This window comes from Pseudomonas sp. BCA17, from assembly GCF_004519405.1.
Lineage (GTDB): Bacteria > Pseudomonadota > Gammaproteobacteria > Pseudomonadales > Pseudomonadaceae > Aquipseudomonas.
In genome coordinates, this window is sequence record NZ_SGWI01000004.1 from 122,524 (window position 1) to 142,996 (window position 20,473).

Genomic DNA, 20,473 nt, shown 5'->3' on the forward strand with positions numbered 1-20,473 from the left:
GACCATGCCCGCGACTGCCCGCTTTCCTGCCCTTCCCTATTTTTTCGCTTTGCTCCTCGGCTTGCTTGCCATTGCCGGCTATTGGTATGGCCTTGGTCGGCCCGTGGTGCTGCCGGACGTCGCCAGCGCCAGCCACAAGATGCAATGCGCGTCCTACACCCCGTTCGACAAAGACCAATCGCCCTTCGACCAGCCGTTCACGCTGCGCCCCGAGCGCATGGACGCCGACCTGGCGCTATTGGCCACGCGCTTCGAATGCATCCGCACCTACTCGATGACCGGGCTGGAAGCCCTGCCGGATATGGCGCGCAAGCACGGGCTGAAGTTAATGGCCGGCGCCTGGGTCAGCAGTGACCCGGTGGCCACTGAAAAAGAAATCAATGAGCTGATCAGCGCAGCCAACGCCAACCCCGACGTGGTCACCTCGGTGATCGTCGGCAACGAAGCCCTGCTGCGCAAGGAAGTCACGGCCAAGCAACTGGTCGCGCTGATCCATACAGTCAAAAGCCGGATCAAGCAGCCGGTCACCTATGCCGACGTTTGGGAATTCTGGCTGCAACACCCGGAAATCGCCCCGGCCGTGGACTTCCTGACCATTCACCTGCTGCCGTACTGGGAAGATGACCCTTCCGGCATCGATCAGGCACTCAAGCATGTAGGTGATGTACGCCAGACCTTCGGCAACAAGTTCGCCCCCAAAGATGTGCTGATCGGCGAAACCGGTTGGCCCAGTGAAGGCCGTCAGCGTGAAACGGCAGTGCCGAGCCGGGTCAACGAGGCGAAGTTCATGCGCGGTTTTGTGGCCATGGCCGAGGCCAATGGCTGGCGTTATAACCTGATCGAAGCATTTGACCAGCCGTGGAAGCGCGCCAGTGAAGGCGCGGTCGGCGGTTACTGGGGGTTGTTCGACGCCGATCGCCAGGACAAAGGCATTCTCGCCGGGCCCGTCACCAATGTGCCGTACTGGCCGCTATGGCTGGGCGCCGGCGGGGTCATCCTGCTGGGCACCCTGATCCTGGGTGGGCGCGTCCGCAGCACGCGCTCCGCACTGCTGCTGCCATTGCTCGGTGCCATCGCGGCCTGCTCCATAGGCACCTGGGCGGAACTGACCCGAGTAACCGCGCGCTTCAATGACGAATGGGTGTGGGCAGGCTTGCTGGTGATACTGAACCTGCTGGTACTGGCTCACGCGGCGCTGGCCCTCAGTGCCCGGGAAGGATGGCGCGCCCGTGCGTTCAATTGGTTGGAACAGCGTGCGGGCTGGCTGATGGCAATCGCCGGGTTTGCCGGGGCGGTGATGATGCTGGCGCTGGTCTTCGACCCACGTTATCGCAGCTTTCCGAGTGCGGCACTGGTGGTGCCGGCCCTGGTGTATCTGGCTCGCCCGGTGACCGGGCCGCGCAGGGAGATTGCCCTGCTGGCGTTCATCATCGGAGCCGGCATTGCGCCGCAGCTTTATCGCGAAGGTGTGTTGAACCAGCAGGCTTGGGGTTGGGCCGTGGTCAGCGTGCTGATGGTTGCAGCTCTGTGGCGTTGCTTGCGGGTTCGCCAGGCTTAGGCCCGCTTTCGCGGGCAAGCCGGCCAATAGGGGGTAGCGGGCTTGCTCGCTACCCGCTCTATCAAGCGGCGCGAGATGCCCTGACCAACCGCAGCCCCGCAATCACCACCGCAAATACCGCAAACGTCGTGTTATACAACGCCAACGCCGGCAACCCGAACAGCATTGCCAGCACCGCCAACCCCCACCCCGCGCGACCCGGCACAAAGAACGCGAGCACCGACACCGTCAACGCCGCCCAACCCAACACTTTGAAATGAATCATCAACCCCAGGTTGGAACGCAGCTGGCATTCCCAGCGACTGGCTTCATCGACGCAGATACCCACCCACCGGCCATCCTCCATAAAACCGTAACGGGCACCATAACTGGCGGCCAACCATAACGGCAGGGCAATAAGCAGCAGGATCAGCGGCAAACGACGGGACATGGGGCACTCCGAAAGGCAAAAACGGCGCTCAGCTTAATGCTCCGGCGCCCGTTAGCAAGCTACAAACATACAATTAGTGTTCACCAAGGCATGGCAACGTGTATCGTCTGGCAGCTATACCCCGATTCCGACGTTATTTTCCGGTATTTCGTACCGTATGATGGCACTTCGGCGACAGGGCGGTGGTCATAGCCTGCGATCTTCATTCAGTACGTTTCCTCTTAGGGATTTAGTCATGCTCCGTTCCTTGCGCTGTGTTGCCCTGTTGGGCAGCCTATTTTTGAGTGCGTCAGCACTGGCGGTCGATATCGACCAAGCCACCTATGGCTACCCTTTGACCAATCCGTTCGAAGCGACCATCGCGACCACACCGCCCGACCTTCGGCCAAAGTTGCCGAGCAACGATGAGATCAACCAGTCCGACTACAGCCTGACCATGCGCCCGGAGCGCCAATTCAGCCTTCCGGACAACTTCTGGGCAGTCAAGAAGCTCACTTACCGCATCGCCAAGCAAGACCACGCCGCACCGTTGATCTTCCTGATTTCCGGCACCGGTGCACGCTATGACAGCAGCCTCAACGAATACCTGAAAAAGCTCTATTACCAGGCCGGTTACCACGTGGTGCAGCTCTCCTCGCCCACCAGCTTCGACTTCATTGCGGCCGCCTCGCGCTTCGCCACCCCGGGCATCACCCAGGAAGATGCCGAAGACATGTACCGCGTGATGCAAGCGGTGCGTGCGCAGAACGCGACGCTGCCCGTCACTGACTACTACCTCTCCGGTTATAGCCTGGGCGCACTGGACGCGGCATTCATCAGCAAACTCGACGAGACCCGTCGCAGCTTCAACTTCAAGAAAGTGCTGCTGCTCAACCCGCCGGTCAACCTCTACACCTCGATTACCAACCTCGACAAGCTGGTACAAACCGAGGTCAAGGGCATCAATAACACCACCACCTTCTATGAACTGGTGCTGAACAAGCTGACCCGCTACTTCCAGCAAAAAGGCTACATCGACCTCAACGACGCCCTGCTCTATGACTTCCAGCAATCCAAGCAACACCTGACCAACGAACAGATGGCCATGCTGATCGGCACCTCGTTCCGCTTCTCGGCGGCCGACATCGCGTTTACCTCGGACCTGATCAACCGTCGCGGCCTGATCATCCCGCCGAAATACCCGATCAGCGAAGGCACCAGCCTCACGCCCTTCCTGAAGCGTGCACTGCAATGCGACTTCGATTGCTACCTCACCCAGCAAGTCATCCCGATGTGGCGCGCGCGCACCGATGGCGGCAGCCTGTTGCAGCTGGTCGATCAAGTCAGCCTGTACGCCCTCAAGGATTACCTGCACGACAGCCCGAAAATCGCCGTGATGCACAACGCCGACGACGTGATCCTCGGCCCTGGCGACCTCGGTTTCCTGCGTAAAACCTTCGGCGATCGCTTGACCGTCTACCCGTTGGGCGGCCACTGCGGCAACCTCAATTACCGCGTCAACGCCGACGCCATGCTGGAGTTCTTCCGTGGCTAAATATCTTCTGCTGCTCGCCGCCTTGATGTGCGCGGGCGTGGCCAATGCCGACAACAGCAAGGCCCACGAGCCAACCAAGATTGACGCTGACGGCTTCAAGGAGCCGCTGTCCAAGCTCAAGTTCAACCCAGGCCTGGACCAGCGTGAATTCGAGCGTTCCTCGCTGACCGCGCTCAACGTCTACGACCCGCTGGAGTCGTGGAACCGCCGCGTCTACCACTTCAACTACCGTTTCGACCAATGGGTGTTCCTGCCCGTGGTCGACGGTTACACCTACATCACCCCAAGCTTCCTGCGTACCGGTGTGAGCAACTTCTTCAACAACCTGGGCGACGTGCCCAATCTGTTGAACAGCCTGCTGCAGCTCAAAGGCCACCGTTCCCTGGAAACTACCGGGCGCCTGCTGGTCAACACCACCATCGGTATCGCCGGTCTCTGGGACCCGGCCACGGCCATGGGCCTGCCGCGCCAGAGCGAAGACTTCGGCCAGACCCTGGGCTTCTACGGCGTGCCCGGCGGCGCATACCTGGTGCTGCCTATCTTCGGTCCGTCGAACCTGCGCGACACCACCGGCCTGATCGTCGACTACGGCGCCGAAACCGAGATCAACTTCCTCAACGTGTCCAAGGTCAGCGAAAACCACCCGGAAATCTGGGCCCTGCGCGCGGTCGACAAGCGCTACCAGACCAGCTTCCGGTATGGGCAGATGAACTCGCCATTCGAATACGAGAAGGTGCGCTACATCTATACGGAATCGCGTAAGTTGCAGATTGCGGAGTAACCCGCCCATAAAAAAAGGCCATTCGATTGAATGGCCTTTTTTATTACACTGATTTTACCCACTTACTCATTGTTACCAGGAGGCATACCGTAATCGTTCTCCCCCTTATCGCCTTGAGTGAACAACTGGATGGACACCATTATAAAACCAACGATTGGTATCAAAAACCAGAGTGCATACGCACCAGTCACGTTTACATCATGAAGCCGCCGGAATGTCACTGACACCGCAGGTGGGATCATGAAGAACACGTAAAAACCAAACGGGACGAGAAACCACGGACTCGAAAAGACACCGGCCAGGTTCGATGCTAAAACAGAGCCCCAAATGACCATTATATCCATCACTGCAAACGCCCAGTACTCACGCCTACAGGCTCTCCCACTGAACTTGGCATAGTTTTTTATCGCTTGAAAACACCAGTTCATCCTTAACCCCTTATAGATCCATTTTTTATCGCGCCATTTCATGTGAAGAAGCGCGACGCATCGTATAAATGCCTGGAAATCCGAACTGTAGGATTAAGCTTAAACAGCCTTAAATCAGTTTTTCGCTGCTCGCCACACGTTGCCAAACACTGACACCACCGCCAGTACCACAGCGCCTGCAATAATCCCCGCCACACCATTCAGCAGTGTCGGCACCAACCACGCCGCACCGCCAGCGCCTTGGCTGACGGATTCGATCCAGTGATGCACCACCGGTACGCCATGGGTAAGGATCCCACCGCCCACCAGGAACATCGCCGCCGTACCGATTACCGACAGGCTCTTCATCATGTAAGGCGCCGCGCGCAGGATGGCGCCGCCGATACTGCGCGCCGCCTGGCCAGGCTTCTGGGTGAGCCACAGGCCCAGGTCGTCCAGCTTGACGATACCGGCCACCAACCCATAGACGCCGATGGTCATGACGATGGCAATGCCGGACAACACGACCACCTGCTGCATCAACGGCGCGTCGGCCACGGTGCCGAGGGTGATGGCGATGATTTCGGCGGAAAGGATGAAGTCGGTGCGGATGGCGCCCTTGATCTTGTCTTTTTCAAAGGCCACCAGGTCGGTGGCCGGATCGGCGACGGCGTCGACCAACTGCACATGTTCAGCCTGGTCGTCGGCCTTGCTGTGGAGGAATTTATGCGCGAGCTTCTCGAAACCTTCGAAGCACAGGTAGGCACCGCCGAGCATCAGCAGAGGCGTCACCGCCCATGGCGCAAATGCGCTGATCAGCAAGGCGGCCGGCACCAGGATCAGCTTGTTGACGAACGGACCCTTAGCCACCGCCCACACCACGGGAATTTCCCGCTCCGCGCGGACCCCGGAGACCTGTTGGGCATTGAGCGCCAGGTCATCACCGAGCACGCCGGCGGTCTTTTTTGCCGCCATTTTTGTCATCAGGGCGACGTCATCGAGTACCGCGGCGATATCGTCGATTAAAACCAACAAGCTGCTGCCTGCCATGAATCAGCTTCCATAAGAGAGAGATGAACGGAGCATAACGCGACGTAACGCTTTACGAGCACATTGTTGAGGCACGCGGATACCCGGTGCTACCATGCGCAACCGCCTGTACTGGCAAGGAAACCTCTGGTTTATGAGCACCATTCGCGAGCGCAACAAAGAAAAAATCCTGCGGGCGGCCAGCGAAGAGTTCGCCGACAAAGGCTTCGCCGCGACCAAAACCAGCGACATCGCCGCCAAGGCCGGGCTGCCCAAGCCCAACGTCTATTACTACTTCAAATCCAAGGACAACCTCTACCGCGAGGTGCTCGAAAGTATTATCGAGCCGATCCTGGCCGCTTCCACGCCATTCAACCCGGACGGCGACCCCAAGGAAGTACTGAGCAACTACATCCGCTCGAAAATCCGCATCTCCCGCGACCTGCCCTTTGCCTCCAAAGTGTTCGCCAGCGAAATCATGCACGGCGCCCCGCACCTCAGCGCAGACCAGGTCGAGCAGCTCAACGCGCAGGCCAAGCACAACATTGATTGCATCCAGACTTGGGTCGATCGCGGCCTGATCGCGGCGATTGACCCCAATCACCTGATGTTCAGTATCTGGGCGGCGACGCAGACTTATGCCGACTTCGACTGGCAGATCTCGGCAGTGACCGGCAAGGCCAAACTGGATGAAGCGGATTACGAGGCGGCGGCACAGACGATTATCCGGTTGGTGCTCAAGGGCTGTGAGCCCGACTGAGACACCGAAGCGCCTGCGCCCATCGAAAGCAAGCCCCGACCCACAGGGATTTGGTTTTGCGGCACACATTGTATGAGCGCCGCAAAACCAATGTGGCGGGCTTGCTCGCGAAGAAGCCAGATCAGTCAGCCAGAAATCAGGCTGACACCCCCGCATCCGCCATCAGCCCCACCCCCTCGATCGCCGTGATCGCGCACTGCTCATCGATATCCGAAGTATCCCCACTGATCCCGATCGCCCCCAGCACCACGCCTTCCTGATTTCGAATCAACACCCCACCCGGCGCCGGCACCACGCTGCCCTGCCCCAGGCTGTTCAAGGCAGCGATAAACGCCGGGCGCTGCTGGGCGTCCAGCGCCAACAAGCGTGACCCCTTACCCAGCGCAATCGCGCCCCAGGCCTTGCCAATGGCGATCTGCGGACGAAGCAGGCTCGCGCCGTCTTCGCGTTGCAAGGTGACCAAGTGGCCGCCGCTGTCGAGTACCGCAATGGTCAGCGGCGCGGCCGAAATCGTGCGCCCCGCGGTGAGGGCCTGGCTGGCCAGTTGAGTAGCAATTTTCAAGGTTAAAGCGCTCATGGTGCCGTCCTTCTTTTGTTATTGGGAAAGCGGTGGAGGTCTGCTTGATCAGATGCTCGATCAAACAAATAGAACACAATGAAATTATTTTTTGTATACAATATTTTCTAACAAAGTCTCCACGTGTCGGAAAAAACCCTTCCGACGAGCGTAAAGCACGGTTCATAAAATGCATTGACCTGCGCTGCTCGCCGTGAATACACTTTGACCACTCACCACTTGTATACAATTACAAAACGCAAGAGGCACCAAAACCATGAGCAAAATGAGAGCAATCGAAGCCGCCGTTCTGGTGATGCGTCGTGAAGGCGTGAACACCGCCTTCGGTATCCCGGGCGCAGCGATCAACCCGCTGTATTCGGCCTTGCAGAAAATCGGTGGCATCGATCACGTCCTTGCTCGCCACGTTGAAGGCGCCTCGCACATGGCAGAGGGCTACACGCGTACCAAAGCCGGTAATATCGGCGTGTGCATCGGCACGTCGGGGCCGGCGGGCACCGACATGGTCACCGGCCTGTACAGCGCCTCGGCCGACTCGATCCCCATTCTCTGCATCACCGGCCAGGCCCCCCGTGCCCGCATGCACAAGGAAGACTTCCAGGCCGTCGACATCACCAGCATCGTCAAGCCAGTGACCAAATGGGCAACCACCGTTCTGGAGCCCGGCCAAGTGCCCTACGCGTTCCAGAAAGCTTTTTATGAAATGCGCTCCGGCCGCCCCGGCCCGGTGTTGATCGACCTGCCGTTCGACGTACAGATGGCCGAGATCGAATTCGACATCGACGCCTACCAGCCGCTGCCCCTGGCCAAACCCTTGGCCACGCGTGTGCAAGTGGAGAAAGCCCTGGCGCTGCTGGACCAGGCCGAACGCCCGCTGCTGGTCAGCGGCGGCGGTGTGATCAACGCCGACGCGAGCGAATTGTTGGTGGAGTTCGCCGAGTTGACCGGTATCCCCGTCATTCCAACCTTGATGGGCTGGGGCACAATCCCGGACGATCATCCGCAGATGGTCGGCATGGTCGGCCTGCAAACCTCACACCGTTATGGCAACGCGACCATGCTCAAGTCGGATGTGGTGCTAGGCATCGGCAACCGCTGGGCCAACCGCCATACCGGTTCGGTGGATGTCTACACCGAAGGACGCACGTTCATTCATGTCGACATCGAGCCGACGCAGATTGGCCGCGTGTTCACCCCGGACCTGGGCATCGTCTCCGACGCGGGCAGCGCACTGACGATGTTCATTGAAGTGGCTCGCGAGTGGAAAGCCGCCGGTAAGCTCAAGGACCGCAGCGCCTGGCTGCATGACTGCCAGCAACGCAAGGCCACCCTGCATCGCAAGACCCATTTCGACAATGTGCCGGTCAAGCCGCAACGGGTCTACGAAGAAATGAACCAGGTGTTCGGCAAGGACACCTGCTACGTCAGCACCATCGGCCTGTCGCAGATTGCCGGCGCACAGTTCCTGCACGTCTACAAACCCCGCCACTGGATCAACTGCGGCCAGGCCGGCCCCCTGGGCTGGACCATTCCGGCCGCGCTCGGGGTGGTCAAGGCTGACCCGAGCCGCAAGGTCGTGGCGCTGTCGGGCGATTATGACTTCCAGTTCATGATCGAAGAGTTGGCGGTGGGCGCGCAGTTCAACCTGCCATACATTCACGTGGTGGTGAACAACTCCTACCTCGGCTTGATCCGCCAGGCCCAGCGCGGGTTTGAAATGGACTACTGCGTGCAGTTGTCGTTCGACAACCTCAACGCCCCTGAACTCAACGGGTATGGCGTAGACCACGTGGCCGTCGCCGAGGGCCTGGGTTGCAAGGCGCTGCGGGTGTTCGAACCGGGCCAGATCGCGCCGGCGCTGCGCAAGGCCGAGGCAATGATCGAAGAATTCAAGGTGCCGGTGATCGTTGAGATTATTCTGGAGCGCGTGACCAATATTTCCATGGGCACCGAGATCAACGCCGTCAACGAATTCGAAGATCTGGCCCTGGTCGGCAACGATGCGCCGACCGCCATTTCCCTGCTCGATTAAGGAGAACCCTATGCCGCGTTTTGCCGCCAACCTGTCCATGCTGTTTACCGAGCAGGACTTTCTAGCCCGATTCAAAGCGGCCGCCGACGCCGGTTTCCAGGGGGTCGAGTACCTGTTTCCGTATGAATTCAGTTCGGCAGAAATAAAGGCACAACTCGACGCCAATGGCCTGACCCAAGTGCTGTTCAACCTGCCGGCCGGTGACTGGGCCAAGGGCGAGCGCGGCCTGGCATGCCACCCGGACCGGGTCGAGGAGTTCCGCGCCGGGGTCAAACTGGCCATCGCCTATGCGCAGGTGCTGGGCAATACCCAAGTCAACTGCCTGGCCGGGATTCGTCCCGCTGGAGTGGATGATGAAGTCCTGGAAAAAACCTTCGTCGCCAACCTCAAATACGCCGCCGACAAGCTGCAAGCGGCGGGCATCAAGCTGGTGATGGAGATGATCAACACCCGCGACATTCCGGGCTTCTACCTGAATAACACCGCCCAGGCCCTGTCGATTCGCGAGCAAGTGGGCAGTGACAATCTGTTCCTGCAATACGACATCTACCACATGCAAATCATGGAAGGCGACCTGGCACGCACCCTGGCTGCGCACCTGGGTGAGATCAACCATATCCAGTTGGCCGATAACCCTGGGCGCAATGAGCCGGGGACGGGTGAAATCAACTATCGCTTCCTGTTCGAGCACTTGGATCGCATTGGCTATACGGGGTGGATCGGCTGCGAATACAAGCCGTTGACGACCACCGAAGCGGGTTTGGGTTGGCTCAAAAGCCACAACGCCATCTAATAAAAAGAGGATTTCTTCATGGCTAAAATCGGATTTATCGGCACCGGCATCATGGGCCAACCCATGGCCGCCAACCTGCAGAAAGCCGGCCACCAACTGTTTCTCTCCGAACACCACGGCAAGGCCCCGGCCGAGCTGATCGCAGCCGGTGCCGTGGCGTTGGCCAACCCGCAGCAGGTCGCCCAGGAAGCCGAGTTCATCATCGTGATGGTGCCCGACACCCCGCAGGTCGAGGACGTGCTGTTCCGCGCCGACGGCGTCGCCGCAGGCTTGTCACCGAACAAGGTGGTGATCGACATGAGTTCGATCTCCCCCACTGCCACCAAGGCGTTCGCCGCGAAGATCAACGCCAGCGGCGCACACTATCTGGATGCGCCGGTGTCCGGTGGTGAAGTCGGCGCCAAGGCCGGCAGCCTGAGCATCATGGTCGGGGGTGAGCCGCAGACATTTGAACGCGCACTGCCGCTGTTCCAGAGCATGGGCAAGAACATCACCCTGGTGGGCGGCAATGGCGATGGCCAGACGGCCAAGGTCGCCAACCAGATCATCGTCGCACTGAACATCCAGGCAGTGGCCGAAGCCCTGTTGTTCGCATCGAAAAACGGCGCCGATCCGGCCAAGGTGCGTGAAGCACTGATGGGGGGCTTCGCCTCGTCGAAGATCCTGGAAGTGCATGGCGAACGCATGATCAAGGGCACCTTTGATCCAGGCTTTCGTATCAACTTGCACCAGAAGGACCTGAACCTGGCGCTGGCCGGGGCCAAGGAGCTGGGAATCAACCTGCCGAACACCGCCGGCACCCAACAGGTATTGAGCACTTGCACGGCGATTGGCGGCGGTAATTGGGACCATTCGGCGCTGATCAAGGGCCTGGAACATATGGCGAATTTTTCCATTCGCGATAAATAACCCTCCCCGTTGAACTGCCATCAACTGTGGGTGGGGGCAAGCCGCCTCCCACAGTTGGCCCCCTTCAAGTCTGAAATGGCTGCACCTCTAATAACAAAAATACCGGGAGCCCGCTTTATGTCGGTCGATCCGCAATACCTGCTTCGCGAGCTGTTCGCCACCGCCATCGACGCCGCCCACCCCCGGCAAGTCCTGGAACCTTACCTGCCCGCCGACCGCAGCGGCCGGGTGATCGTGATCGGCGCCGGCAAAGCCGCGGCAGCCATGGCCCTGGTCGTCGAGAACTGCTGGCAGGGCGAAGTCACCGGGCTGGTGGTCACCCGCTACGGCCACGGCGCACCGTGCAAGAAAATCGAAGTGGTCGAAGCCGCCCACCCCGTGCCCGATGCAGCGGGCCTGGCCGTGGCCCAGCGTGTGCTGGCGCTGATCAGCGACCTCGGTGAAGACGACCGAGTGATCTTTCTGCTCTCCGGCGGCGGCTCTGCCTTGCTCGCCCTGCCCGCCGAAGGCATCACCCTGGCCGACAAGCAAGCCATCAACAAGGCCCTGCTCAAATCCGGCGCCACCATTGGCGAGATGAATTGCGTACGCAAGCACCTTTCAGCCATCAAAGGCGGCCGATTGGCGAAAGCGGCATGGCCGGCTACGGTCTACACCTACGCGATTTCCGATGTGCCCGGTGATCAGGCCACGGTGATCGCCTCCGGGCCTACGGTCGGTGATCCCAGCACATCGCAACAGGCCCTCGCGATCCTCAAGCGCTACAACATCGATGCCCCCGCCTCGGTGCGCAGCTGGTTGCAAAACCCGGCCTCGGAAACCGTCAAACCCGGCGACCCGGTGCTTTCGCGCAGCCACTTCCAATTGATCGCGCGCCCGCAGCAATCCCTCGAAGCGGTGGCGGTAAAAGTCCGCCAAGCCGGGTTCAGCCCGTTGATCCTCGGTGACCTGGAAGGCGAAGCACGGGACGTGGCCAAAGTGCACGCCGGTATCGCCCGGCAGATCGTGCAACACGGCCAGCCACTGGCAGCGCCGTGCGTGATCCTCTCCGGCGGCGAAACCACTGTCACCGTACGCGGCAATGGCCGTGGCGGGCGCAATGCCGAATTCCTGCTGAGCCTGACCGACAGCCTCAAGGGCCTGCCCGGTGTATACGCCCTGGCCGGCGACACAGATGGCATCGACGGTTCCGAAGACAATGCCGGCGCGATCATGACCCCCACCAGCTACGCCCGCGCTGAAGCCCTGGGTCTGTCGGCCAGCGATGAGCTGGACAACAACAATGGTTACGGCTATTTCGCCGCGCTCGACGGGCTGGTCGTCACCGAACCGACCCGTACCAACGTCAACGACTTGCGCGCCATCCTGATTCTTGAGACTGCCAAACATGACGCCTGACAAGAAGGTCAAAATCCTCGCCACCCTGGGCCCGGCTACCGACGGTATCGACGACATCCGCGAACTGGTGGAGGCCGGGGTGAATATCTTCCGCCTCAACTTCAGCCACGGTGAGCATGCCGATCATGCCCAGCGCTACCAGTGGATTCGCCAGGTGGAGCGCCAGTTGAATTACCCGCTGGGCATTCTCATGGACCTGCAAGGGCCGAAGTTGCGGGTCGGGCGTTTTGCCGAGGGCAAGGTGCAACTGGTGCGCGGTCAGGCCCTGCGCCTGGACCTGGACCCGACGCCGGGCGACCAGTGCCGGGTCAACCTGCCTCACCCGGAAATCATCGCGGCGCTGGAGCCGGGCATGGACTTGCTGCTGGACGACGGCAAGCTGCGCCTGCGGGTCATCACCAAACATGAAGACGCCATCGACACTACCGTGCTCAATGGCGGCGAGTTATCCGATCGCAAAGGCGTGAATGTCCCACAAGCCCTGCTGGAACTCAGCCCGCTGACCGCCAAGGATCGCCGCGACCTGAGCTTCGGCCTGGAGTTGGGCGTGGACTGGGTGGCGCTGTCATTCGTGCAGCGCCCGGAAGACATCCGCGAAGCCCGTGAACTGATCGGCGACAAGGCGTTTCTGATGGCCAAGATCGAGAAGCCATCGGCTGTGCAGCGCCTGCAGGAAATCGCCGAATTGAGCGACGCGATCATGGTGGCCAGAGGCGACCTGGGTGTGGAAGTGCCGGCCGAGAGCGTGCCGCAAATTCAGAAAGACATCATCAGCACCTGTCGCCAACTGGGTAAACCGGTGGTGGTGGCCACGCAGATGCTTGAATCCATGCGCTTCTCGCCTGCGCCGACCCGCGCCGAAGTCACCGACGTGGCCAATGCAGTGGCCGAAGGGGCGGATGCGGTGATGCTGTCGGCGGAGACCGCCTCGGGCGATTACCCGCTGGAAGCCGTGCAGATGATGAGCAAGATCATCCGCCAGGTGGAAAACGGCCCGGATTACCAGACGCAACTGGACGTCAGCCGGCCCAAGGCGCATGCCACGGTGTCCGACGCGATCAGCTGCGCAATCCGGCGCATCAGCAGCATCCTGCCCGTGGCCGTGCTGGTGAACTACAGCGAGTCGGGCAACTCCAGCCTGCGTGCGGCACGGGAACGGCCGGTGGCGCCGATTCTCAACCTCACGCCGAACCTGTCCACGGCGCGGCGCTTGAGCGTGGCGTGGGGCGTGCACTCGGTGGTCAATGACCGGCTGCGGCAGGTGGACGAGGTGTGTTCCACGGCGCTGGAAATTGCCCAGGCCCAGGGTATGGCGCAGCGCGGGGATACCCTGGTGATTACGGCGGGGGTTCCGTTCGGGCAGCCGGGGTCGACCAATTCCTTGCGTATCGAGACGCTGATCTAGCGTCCACCCGGGCCTCATCGGGAGCAAACCCTCACCCACGTTTGACCGGGTTTAGACATTTGAACCTGTGAACGCAATCAAGTGTGGGAGGGGCTTGCTCCCGATGCGGGGCAACTCGACCTCACTGAATGAACCCACATGCACAACCCAACCTGCCCCGACTGGGCCGAAGCCCTGCTCAACGGCTTCAGCCAGATCTTTCTGCAACGCCAGCCGCTATGCGGCCTGTTGTGCCTGCTGGCCATCCTGATCGGCGCTCCGACCTTGCTCGGCGGGGCGCTGTTGGGGGGTGTGGCAGGTTTGTTGACCGCCCAGCGCCGAGGGTATCCGAAGGCTGAGCGGCAGGCCGGCCTTTATAGCTACAACGGCGTGCTGCTGGGTTTGCTGATCGGCCAGCACTGCGCCTGGTCGGCTTTGCTGCCGCCACTGATTCTGGCATGCGGCGGCTTGAGTGCGATCCTCACACGGCAATGGCTGCAATATGCGCCCCATCCGGACGCCTTGCCCGTCTACACCGCGCCATTTGTCGGCCTTGGCTGGTTGCTGCTGGGCACGCCGCCTGGCAGCCCCTTTGCCCTGAGCGAACCCGACGCATTGTCCATGCTCACCGCCCCCTTTACGGGTCTTGCGCAAATCATGTTGCTGGACCAACCCCTGGCCGGGGCAGTGATCGCCCTGGGCCTGTTGCTGGCCAACCGCCGCGCCGCGTTATGGGCGTTGATCGGCGCCGGCAGTGGCGTGTGCGTCGGTTTGCTGCTGGATGAGCCCGCGAGCACCCTGCTCGGCCTGCACAGCTACAATCCTGCTCTCGCCGCCCTGGCGCTGAGCCAGGCCCGACGCCGCCCCTGGCTGCCGTTGCTCGGCATCGTGTTGGCGATTGCGCTCACGCCCGGTTTCGCCGCGCTGCAACTGCCCGCGCTGACCGCGCCGTTTATCCTCGCGTGCTGGCTGGTGCGCGCCGGCCGCCGGATGCTGCAAACCCGCATGGACAGCCCCTTCGAATCCCCCTAGGCTGGCGCGATATCCGATTCAGGCGACTTCCATGGACAGCAACAACTGGCGTCAACGGCTGTATGTAATGGTGTTTCAAAGTGACACCGTGGCCGGGCGACGTTTCGACAGCACCCTGCTCCTGATCATCCTCGCCAGCCTGGTGATCGTGATCCTCGACAGTATCCAGGAGGTGCACGATAACTATGCCGGCCTGCTGGCCTACATCGAATGGGGCTTCACCGTCATCTTCGCCATCGAGTACGGGCTGCGGCTGTATTGCTCGCCCAAACCGTTGCGCTATGCCTTCAGCTTCTACGGGCTGGTCGATTTGCTGGCCATCGTGCCGGGCATCCTGGCGCTGTACTACAGCGACGCCCAATACCTGCTGATCATTCGCATCATCCGCATGCTGCGGATTTTCCGGGTACTCAAGTTGGCGCCCTACCTCAAGCAAGCCAATTACCTGATGTCGGCGCTGCGGGGCAGCAAACAGAAGATCGTGGTGTTCCTGGTCAGCGTGTGCACCCTGGTCACGGTGTTCGGCACCCTGATGTACGTGATCGAAGGCCCGGCGCACGGGTTTACCAGTATTCCCAAGGGTATTTACTGGGCGATCGTGACCCTGACCACCGTAGGCTTCGGCGATATCGTGCCCAAGACTCCACTGGGCCAGGTGATTTCGTCGCTGGTGATGATCACCGGTTACTCGATCATCGCCGTGCCGACCGGGATTTTCACAGCGGAACTGGCTAACGCCATGCGCGGCGCGCAGTTGCAACACGACTGCCCGGTCTGCCAGAAAAACAGCCACGAGCCCAACGCCGCGTTCTGTTCCCGTTGCGGCAGTGCCCTGTTTAAGAAAGTGGAATAAGCAAAGTTCTTTTTAATCTTTAAGCGACTATGCAGCCCCGGCTATAGTCGCTGGCAAATTGCCTCCCCCTCTTCTCCCGAACAACAAGGAATGAGCAGTGAAAAAAATCCTCAGCGCCTCTCTACTGGCCGCCGGCCTGGCCCTGGTCGGCGCCGCCCAAGCCGCACCGGTGACCCTGCTCAACGTCTCCTACGACGTGATGCGCGATTTCTACAAGGACTACAACGCCGCCTTCCAGAAACACTGGGAAACCGAGCACCCGAACGACAAGCTGACGCTGCAGATGTCCTTTGGTGGGTCGAGCAAACAGGCGCGTTCGGTCATCGATGGCCTGCCGGCCGACGTGATCACCATGAACATGGCGACCGACATCAATGCCTTGGTCGACAACGGCAAACTGGTGCCCGACAACTGGGTCACCCGCCTGCCGAACAACAGCGCACCGTTCACCTCGGCCACGGTGTTTATCGTACGCAAAGGCAACCCCAAGGCCCTGAAGGACTGGCCGGACCTGCTCAAGGATGGCGTACAAGTGATCGTGCCCAACCCGAAAACCTCAGGTAACGGGCGCTACACCTACCTGTCGGCCTGGGGCTATGTGCTGAAGAACGGCGGCGACGAAGACAAGGCCAAGGCGTTTGTCGGCAAGCTGTTCAAACAAGCGCCGGTCCTGGATACCGGTGGCCGCGCCGCCACCACCACCTTCATGACCAACCAGATTGGCGACGTGCTGGTGACCTTTGAGAACGAAGCGGAAATGATCGCCCGTGAATTCGGGCGGGATCAGTTCGAAGTGATCTACCCGAGCGTCTCTGCCGAAGCCGAACCACCGGTGTCGGTGGTCGACAAGGTGGTCGAAAAGAAAGGCACCCGCGCGGCCGCCGAGGATTACCTGAAATATCTGTGGTCGCCGCAAGGCCAGGAGATCGCCGCCAACAACTACTTGCGCCCACGTGATCCGCAGGTGCTGGCCAAGTACACCGACCGTTTCCCGAAAGTGGACTTCCTGTCGGTGGAAAAAACCTTTGGTGACTGGCGCACGGTGCAGAAGACCCACTTCAATGATGGTGGAGTGTTTGACCAGATCTACAACGGTCAGTAACAGAGTCAGTGGCAGGAAGCTTGCCCTATCTGTAGGAGCGAGCTTGCTCGCGAAGAACTTCAACGATAACGCGTGTTGCCTGGATGAACACGGCGCCTTTGAGTTTTTCGCGAGCAAGCTCGCTCCTACAGAAGCACTTACGCTTAACTGACTGGCATCAGGGCTGCTACATGGGTGGCGTTACGCCGTCCTTGCCGGCAGAAATCGCCTGAGCGGTGATCGTTCCATCCGCCCCTTTTGCCGCAAACAACACCACCTTCACCCCGGCCTTGAGCAAACTGCGATCCCCCGGTTCCAGATTGACGATGGGCACATCCTCCGGCACTACGATCTTCTGCTCGCCGCCCTTGTATTTGACGGTCAAGGTGCGCCCGTTGCTGACCACCAGGTCGCCGACGGTGCCGTTGGTCATGCTGCTGCCTTCCTTCAAGTCGAATGCACGGTGCCCGTCGCCGGTGCCGGCCATGGCCGGTGGGAACACATGCACTTCCAGCGCCGTGAGCGTGCCATCGGCATTCGGCATCGCGGCCGAGCCGATGTAGCTGCCGGGCTTGATCTCATCGATCTTTGCCAGCGTGACGGCGCGCACCTGGGTGTCCTTGGTCAGGTTTACGGTGACCTCTTCACCACTGTTGGCCTTGACACGCAGCGCATCACCGTCGACCGCCATGATCGCGCCGCGTACCCCGACACGCGGCGCCTCGGCGGCATGGGCCAACCCCACGGCCATGGCGGCGGCGAGGGTCGAAGCCATGAGCATCCTGTTCAATGTGATCTTCATCGCTATGGGTTTCCTGTTTCGGCAGTTGTGCCTGAATGTATCATCACCCTTCGCGCAGAACGTTAACGATTCAGTTATCAATGCCGGGCATGAGTGATATCACTGTCGGCGGCCTACCCCAGTCACCGTGTTGTCTTTAGGCTCGCCCCACTGTCCTACGCTTTTATGAGAACTCCATGAACGCTACTTCCCACGCTACAACCACCATGACCCGGAGCATGGTGATGCTGTTCGCGTTTTGCTGCGGCGCCATCGTTGCCAATATCTACTACGCACAGCCGATCATCGAACTGATTGCACCGGATATCGGCCTGACTCCGACCATGGCCAGCCTGATCGTGTCCCTGACGCAAATCGGCTACGCCCTCGGCCTGTTCTTCCTGGTACCGCTGGGCGATCTGCTGGAAAACCGCAAGCTGATGATCACCACGACCGTCGTGGCCATTGCCAGCCTGCTGGGCGCAGCGTTTACCGAGCAGCCGAATCTGTTCCTGCTGGTGTCGTTGCTGATCGGTTTCAGTTCGGTCTCGGTGCAGATCCTGATCCCACTGGCCGCACACCTGGCGCCCGCCGAGTCCCGTGGACGTGTGGTCGGCAGCATCATGGGTGGTCTGTTGCTCGGTATCCTGTTGTCCCGGCCAGTGTCCAGCGTGGTGGCCGACCATTTTGGCTGGCGCGCAATGTTCATGGCCGCCGCCGTGCTGATGGCGTTTATCAGTGTGGTACTGCTGCTGACCATCCCCAAGCGTCAACCTGACCACAGTGCCAGTTATGGCCAGTTGTTGCGCTCCCTGGGGACCCTGCTGCGTCAGCAACCGATGCTGCGTCAGCGGGCGTTTTACCAAGGTTGCATGTTCGCTACCTTCAGCCTGTTCTGGACCGCCGCGCCCTTGGAGCTGGCGCGCAACCACGGCCTGAGCCAAAGCGAAATCGCGCTGTTTGCCCTGGTGGGCGCCCTCGGCGCTGTTGCCGCGCCCATCGCCGGTCGCCTGGCCGATGCCGGCCACACCCACCGTGCCTCGCTGCTGGCGATGTTGTTCGCGGCGCTGAGCTTCCTGCCGGCCTTCGTACACCCGCTGTACAGCGTGATCGGCCTTGCCGTCACCGGCGTGGTCCTGGACTTCTGCGTGCAGATGAACATGGTGCTCGGCCAACGCGCCATCTACGCCCTTGACGCCCACAGCCGCAGCCGCCTCAACGCGTTGTATATGACCAGCATCTTCATCGGCGGCGCCTTCGGCTCGGCGATTGCCAGCAGCGTCTATGAACAGGGCGGGTGGTTGGGGGTGATGCTGGTGGGCAGTGCATTCCCGCTGGTGGCGTTGTTGCGCTTCCTGAGTGCGGCACGTGGCGTCTCGGTGGCCACGGCCTGATCGCCCTCCCCCCCTCGGGATACTGTTTCAAAACGCACAAAAGGGCAGGACTTGATCAACCACTGATCAGCCCTGCCCAGCGTTAACCCACTGATGCTACGGCGATCGTTGAAGATACGCCGCCGCCCCCTTAGAGATAACCATCATCCTTGACGTTCAGCCCAATCACGTCTTCCGGGCTTATCATTCGTGTGCTTTTGATCAGGAAGTCCGTCTTGCTGTCCCCGTCCAGGTCTATCGCCAGCAGGTAGCGTCCCGATTGCGGATTGAACTTGATGAGGGTGTCACCCGCCTGACCGGTGTAGGCATTAACGAAGTTAAAGGCAACCTTGCCGTCAATGGCCATTTGCGACAAATCGATCTTGTCCTGGCCGGTGTTGAAGTCCAACAGTAAATCGGCTTGGGTGCGGGTCGAGTCTGTGAAGGCGTTGAACTTGAAGGTATTCCACCCTCCCCCGCCCACCAGGGTGTCTGCCCCCGCGCCGCCGATCATCACATTGTCCGCGCTGTTCCCCACGATCCGGTCATTACCACGGCCCCCGATGGCATTTTCGATCACCGTGTTCTCAGCGATCCTGATGTTCTCCTTCATTCCACCCACGCTGGATCGCGAACCACCCCGCAAGTCGATCGACTGATCCTGCTCGAAACCGGAAAAATCAAATGTATCAACCCCTCGGTCATCCCAGACAGTGAAGTCTGGTTTATCGGAGGCGGACGTGAGGGTCATTTCCGGTTTTCCGGTATTGGAGTTGAAACCGTAGATAGTGTCATCCGACAGGGTTTTAACTCGGGGTTTCGCGTCGGCGGCAGGTTTGGATTCGCCTTGAGGTTTCGCATCAGCGGCGGGTTTGGTTTCGCCTTGAGGCTTCGCATCTGCGGCGGGTTTGGTATCACCTTGAGGTTTCACATCTGCGGCGGGTTTGGTTTCGCCTCGAGGTTTCGCATCTGCGGCGGGTTTGGTTTCGCCTCGAGGTTTCGCATCTGCGGCGGGTTTGGTATCGCCTTTTGGTTTCGTATCAACAGCGGGTTTGGTTTCGCCTCGAGGTTTCGCATCAACAGCGGGCTTGGTTTCGCCTTTGGGTTTTGCATCAACGGTGGGCTTGGTTTCGTCTTTGGGTTTTGCATCAACGGTGGGCTTGGTTTCGCCTTTGGGCTTCGCATCGATGACAGGTTTGGTTTCACCTTGAGGCTTGGGTTCACGAGTCGGCCGGGGTTCATCTCCCTGAGGCATAGGCTCACAGCTGGCAGTCGTCACGTTACCGTTGAACCCGATGATGGCCGAGAACGACAAGTTACTCAGGGCTGTTTCTCCAGGTTGCAACAATTTGGAGGGCACGCCGACATTCTGGCTCGTTCCATAAAGGCGCTGCAGGCTGGAGAGCCCACTTGTCATCGCCATAGACAGGCTGAGCAACTGGGACCCCGTTGAGGACTGCCTGTCAGTAGCCGAATGTTCGTATTGGCCATGGTGACTCGAATGTACAGCAGGTAACGGCTGAGGAGCCACGTGAGTGGATACCTGGAGATTTACAACGGGAGCCTTCACATTAATCATAATGACATCTTCTCTTTAAGTTTAAATAACAACGACCCAACACTTCGCAATAGTAGAACTTACGAATTCTTAAATAGTCATTTCCGGGCAATAGCTCACCCATCCACAAGGCAGTTACGGCGACGCCTTAACTTGCCGAGCACTGACAAAAAACTATTTCCATCAAACTGTTTGCAAACTGA

General features: G+C 60.2%; 19 protein-coding genes. 13 read left to right on the top strand and 6 right to left on the bottom strand.

Annotated features, from left to right (window positions below):
* The first annotated feature begins 4 nt into the window (after positions 1-4).
* Positions 5-1,558 carry a glycosyl hydrolase family 17 protein gene (locus EXW71_RS16650; protein WP_123716783.1) on the top strand — a complete coding sequence of 518 codons (1,554 nt, stop codon included), beginning with the start codon at positions 5-7 and terminating at the stop codon, positions 1,556-1,558.
* Between the two features lie 61 nt (positions 1,559-1,619).
* On the opposite strand, the gene EXW71_RS16655 is transcribed toward EXW71_RS16650, so the two are convergent.
* Positions 1,620-1,988 carry a hypothetical protein gene (locus EXW71_RS16655; protein WP_123716782.1) on the bottom strand — a complete coding sequence of 123 codons (369 nt, stop codon included), beginning with the start codon at positions 1,986-1,988 and terminating at the stop codon, positions 1,620-1,622.
* 235 nt (positions 1,989-2,223) lie between these two features.
* On the opposite strand from EXW71_RS16655, the gene EXW71_RS16660 reads away from it, so the two are divergent.
* Positions 2,224-3,522, top strand: a complete 1,299-nt coding sequence (locus tag EXW71_RS16660) for a serine/threonine protein kinase (RefSeq protein ID WP_134659910.1) — start codon at positions 2,224-2,226, stop codon at positions 3,520-3,522.
* Positions 3,515-4,303: a VacJ family lipoprotein gene (locus EXW71_RS16665; protein WP_123716780.1), complete on the top strand. Its 789-nt coding sequence runs from the start codon at positions 3,515-3,517 to the stop codon at positions 4,301-4,303. Before EXW71_RS16660 ends, EXW71_RS16665 begins: the two co-directional genes overlap by 8 nt.
* Before the next feature lie 62 nt (positions 4,304-4,365).
* Here the strand turns inward: EXW71_RS16665 and EXW71_RS16670 are convergent, their stop codons facing one another.
* Both EXW71_RS16670 and EXW71_RS16675 read right to left on the bottom strand, forming a co-directional pair.
* A complete protein-coding gene (locus EXW71_RS16670; protein ID WP_305955832.1) occupies positions 4,366-4,773 on the bottom strand; it encodes a DUF805 domain-containing protein in 408 nt (135 codons plus the stop codon).
* Positions 4,774-4,845: 72 nt separating this feature from the next.
* Complete coding sequence (locus EXW71_RS16675; protein WP_134659908.1) at positions 4,846-5,760, bottom strand: DUF808 domain-containing protein; 915 nt, start codon at positions 5,758-5,760, stop codon at positions 4,846-4,848.
* Positions 5,761-5,893: 133 nt separating this feature from the next.
* Between EXW71_RS16675 and EXW71_RS16680 the strand changes: the two genes are divergently transcribed.
* Positions 5,894-6,499 (top strand): TetR/AcrR family transcriptional regulator, encoded by a 606-nt coding sequence (locus tag EXW71_RS16680; RefSeq protein WP_134659906.1) that lies wholly within the window; start codon positions 5,894-5,896, stop codon positions 6,497-6,499.
* A gap of 136 nt (positions 6,500-6,635) precedes the next feature.
* Here the strand turns inward: EXW71_RS16680 and EXW71_RS16685 are convergent, their stop codons facing one another.
* Positions 6,636-7,076 (bottom strand): heme-binding protein, encoded by a 441-nt coding sequence (locus EXW71_RS16685; RefSeq protein ID WP_134659904.1) that lies wholly within the window; start codon positions 7,074-7,076, stop codon positions 6,636-6,638.
* Between the two features lie 256 nt (positions 7,077-7,332).
* Here EXW71_RS16685 and gcl point away from each other — a divergent pair, with 256 nt between their 5' ends.
* The 8 genes from gcl (at position 7,333) to EXW71_RS16725 (ending at position 16,579) form a co-directional block, all read left to right on the top strand.
* Positions 7,333-9,108, top strand: a complete 1,776-nt coding sequence (gene gcl, locus EXW71_RS16690; RefSeq protein ID WP_134659902.1) for a glyoxylate carboligase — start codon at positions 7,333-7,335, stop codon at positions 9,106-9,108.
* Positions 9,109-9,118: 10 nt separating this feature from the next.
* Positions 9,119-9,901 carry a hydroxypyruvate isomerase gene (gene hyi, locus EXW71_RS16695; protein WP_123716776.1) on the top strand — a complete coding sequence of 261 codons (783 nt, stop codon included), beginning with the start codon at positions 9,119-9,121 and terminating at the stop codon, positions 9,899-9,901.
* 18 nt (positions 9,902-9,919) lie between these two features.
* Positions 9,920-10,810, top strand: coding sequence for a 2-hydroxy-3-oxopropionate reductase (locus EXW71_RS16700; RefSeq protein ID WP_134659900.1), 891 nt, complete (start codon positions 9,920-9,922; stop codon positions 10,808-10,810).
* A gap of 117 nt (positions 10,811-10,927) precedes the next feature.
* Positions 10,928-12,208: a glycerate kinase gene (locus EXW71_RS16705; protein WP_134659898.1), complete on the top strand. Its 1,281-nt coding sequence runs from the start codon at positions 10,928-10,930 to the stop codon at positions 12,206-12,208.
* Positions 12,198-13,613 carry a pyruvate kinase gene (pyk, locus tag EXW71_RS16710; RefSeq protein ID WP_123716773.1) on the top strand — a complete coding sequence of 472 codons (1,416 nt, stop codon included), beginning with the start codon at positions 12,198-12,200 and terminating at the stop codon, positions 13,611-13,613. The genes EXW71_RS16705 and pyk overlap by 11 nt, the downstream gene beginning before the upstream one ends.
* Before the next feature lie 138 nt (positions 13,614-13,751).
* The gene (locus EXW71_RS16715) at positions 13,752-14,624 is read left to right on the top strand and encodes an urea transporter (RefSeq protein WP_134659896.1); all 873 of its coding nucleotides are present in this window, start codon (positions 13,752-13,754) and stop codon (positions 14,622-14,624) included.
* Positions 14,625-14,655: 31 nt separating this feature from the next.
* The gene (locus EXW71_RS16720; RefSeq protein WP_123716771.1) at positions 14,656-15,477 is read left to right on the top strand and encodes an ion transporter; all 822 of its coding nucleotides are present in this window, start codon (positions 14,656-14,658) and stop codon (positions 15,475-15,477) included.
* A 97-nt stretch (positions 15,478-15,574) separates the two neighbouring features.
* A complete protein-coding gene (locus EXW71_RS16725; protein WP_134659894.1) occupies positions 15,575-16,579 on the top strand; it encodes a sulfate ABC transporter substrate-binding protein in 1,005 nt (334 codons plus the stop codon).
* A 166-nt stretch (positions 16,580-16,745) separates the two neighbouring features.
* On the opposite strand, the gene EXW71_RS16730 is transcribed toward EXW71_RS16725, so the two are convergent.
* Positions 16,746-17,360, bottom strand: coding sequence for a DUF5666 domain-containing protein (locus EXW71_RS16730; RefSeq protein WP_134659892.1), 615 nt, complete (start codon positions 17,358-17,360; stop codon positions 16,746-16,748).
* A 176-nt stretch (positions 17,361-17,536) separates the two neighbouring features.
* Here EXW71_RS16730 and EXW71_RS16735 point away from each other — a divergent pair, with 176 nt between their 5' ends.
* Positions 17,537-18,733 carry an MFS transporter gene (locus tag EXW71_RS16735; protein ID WP_123716768.1) on the top strand — a complete coding sequence of 399 codons (1,197 nt, stop codon included), beginning with the start codon at positions 17,537-17,539 and terminating at the stop codon, positions 18,731-18,733.
* Between the two features lie 130 nt (positions 18,734-18,863).
* On the opposite strand, the gene EXW71_RS16740 is transcribed toward EXW71_RS16735, so the two are convergent.
* Entirely contained in the window at positions 18,864-20,150 is a 1,287-nt protein-coding gene (locus EXW71_RS16740; protein ID WP_256657099.1) for a M10 family metallopeptidase C-terminal domain-containing protein, read from the bottom strand.
* Positions 20,151-20,473: the final 323 nt, after the last annotated feature.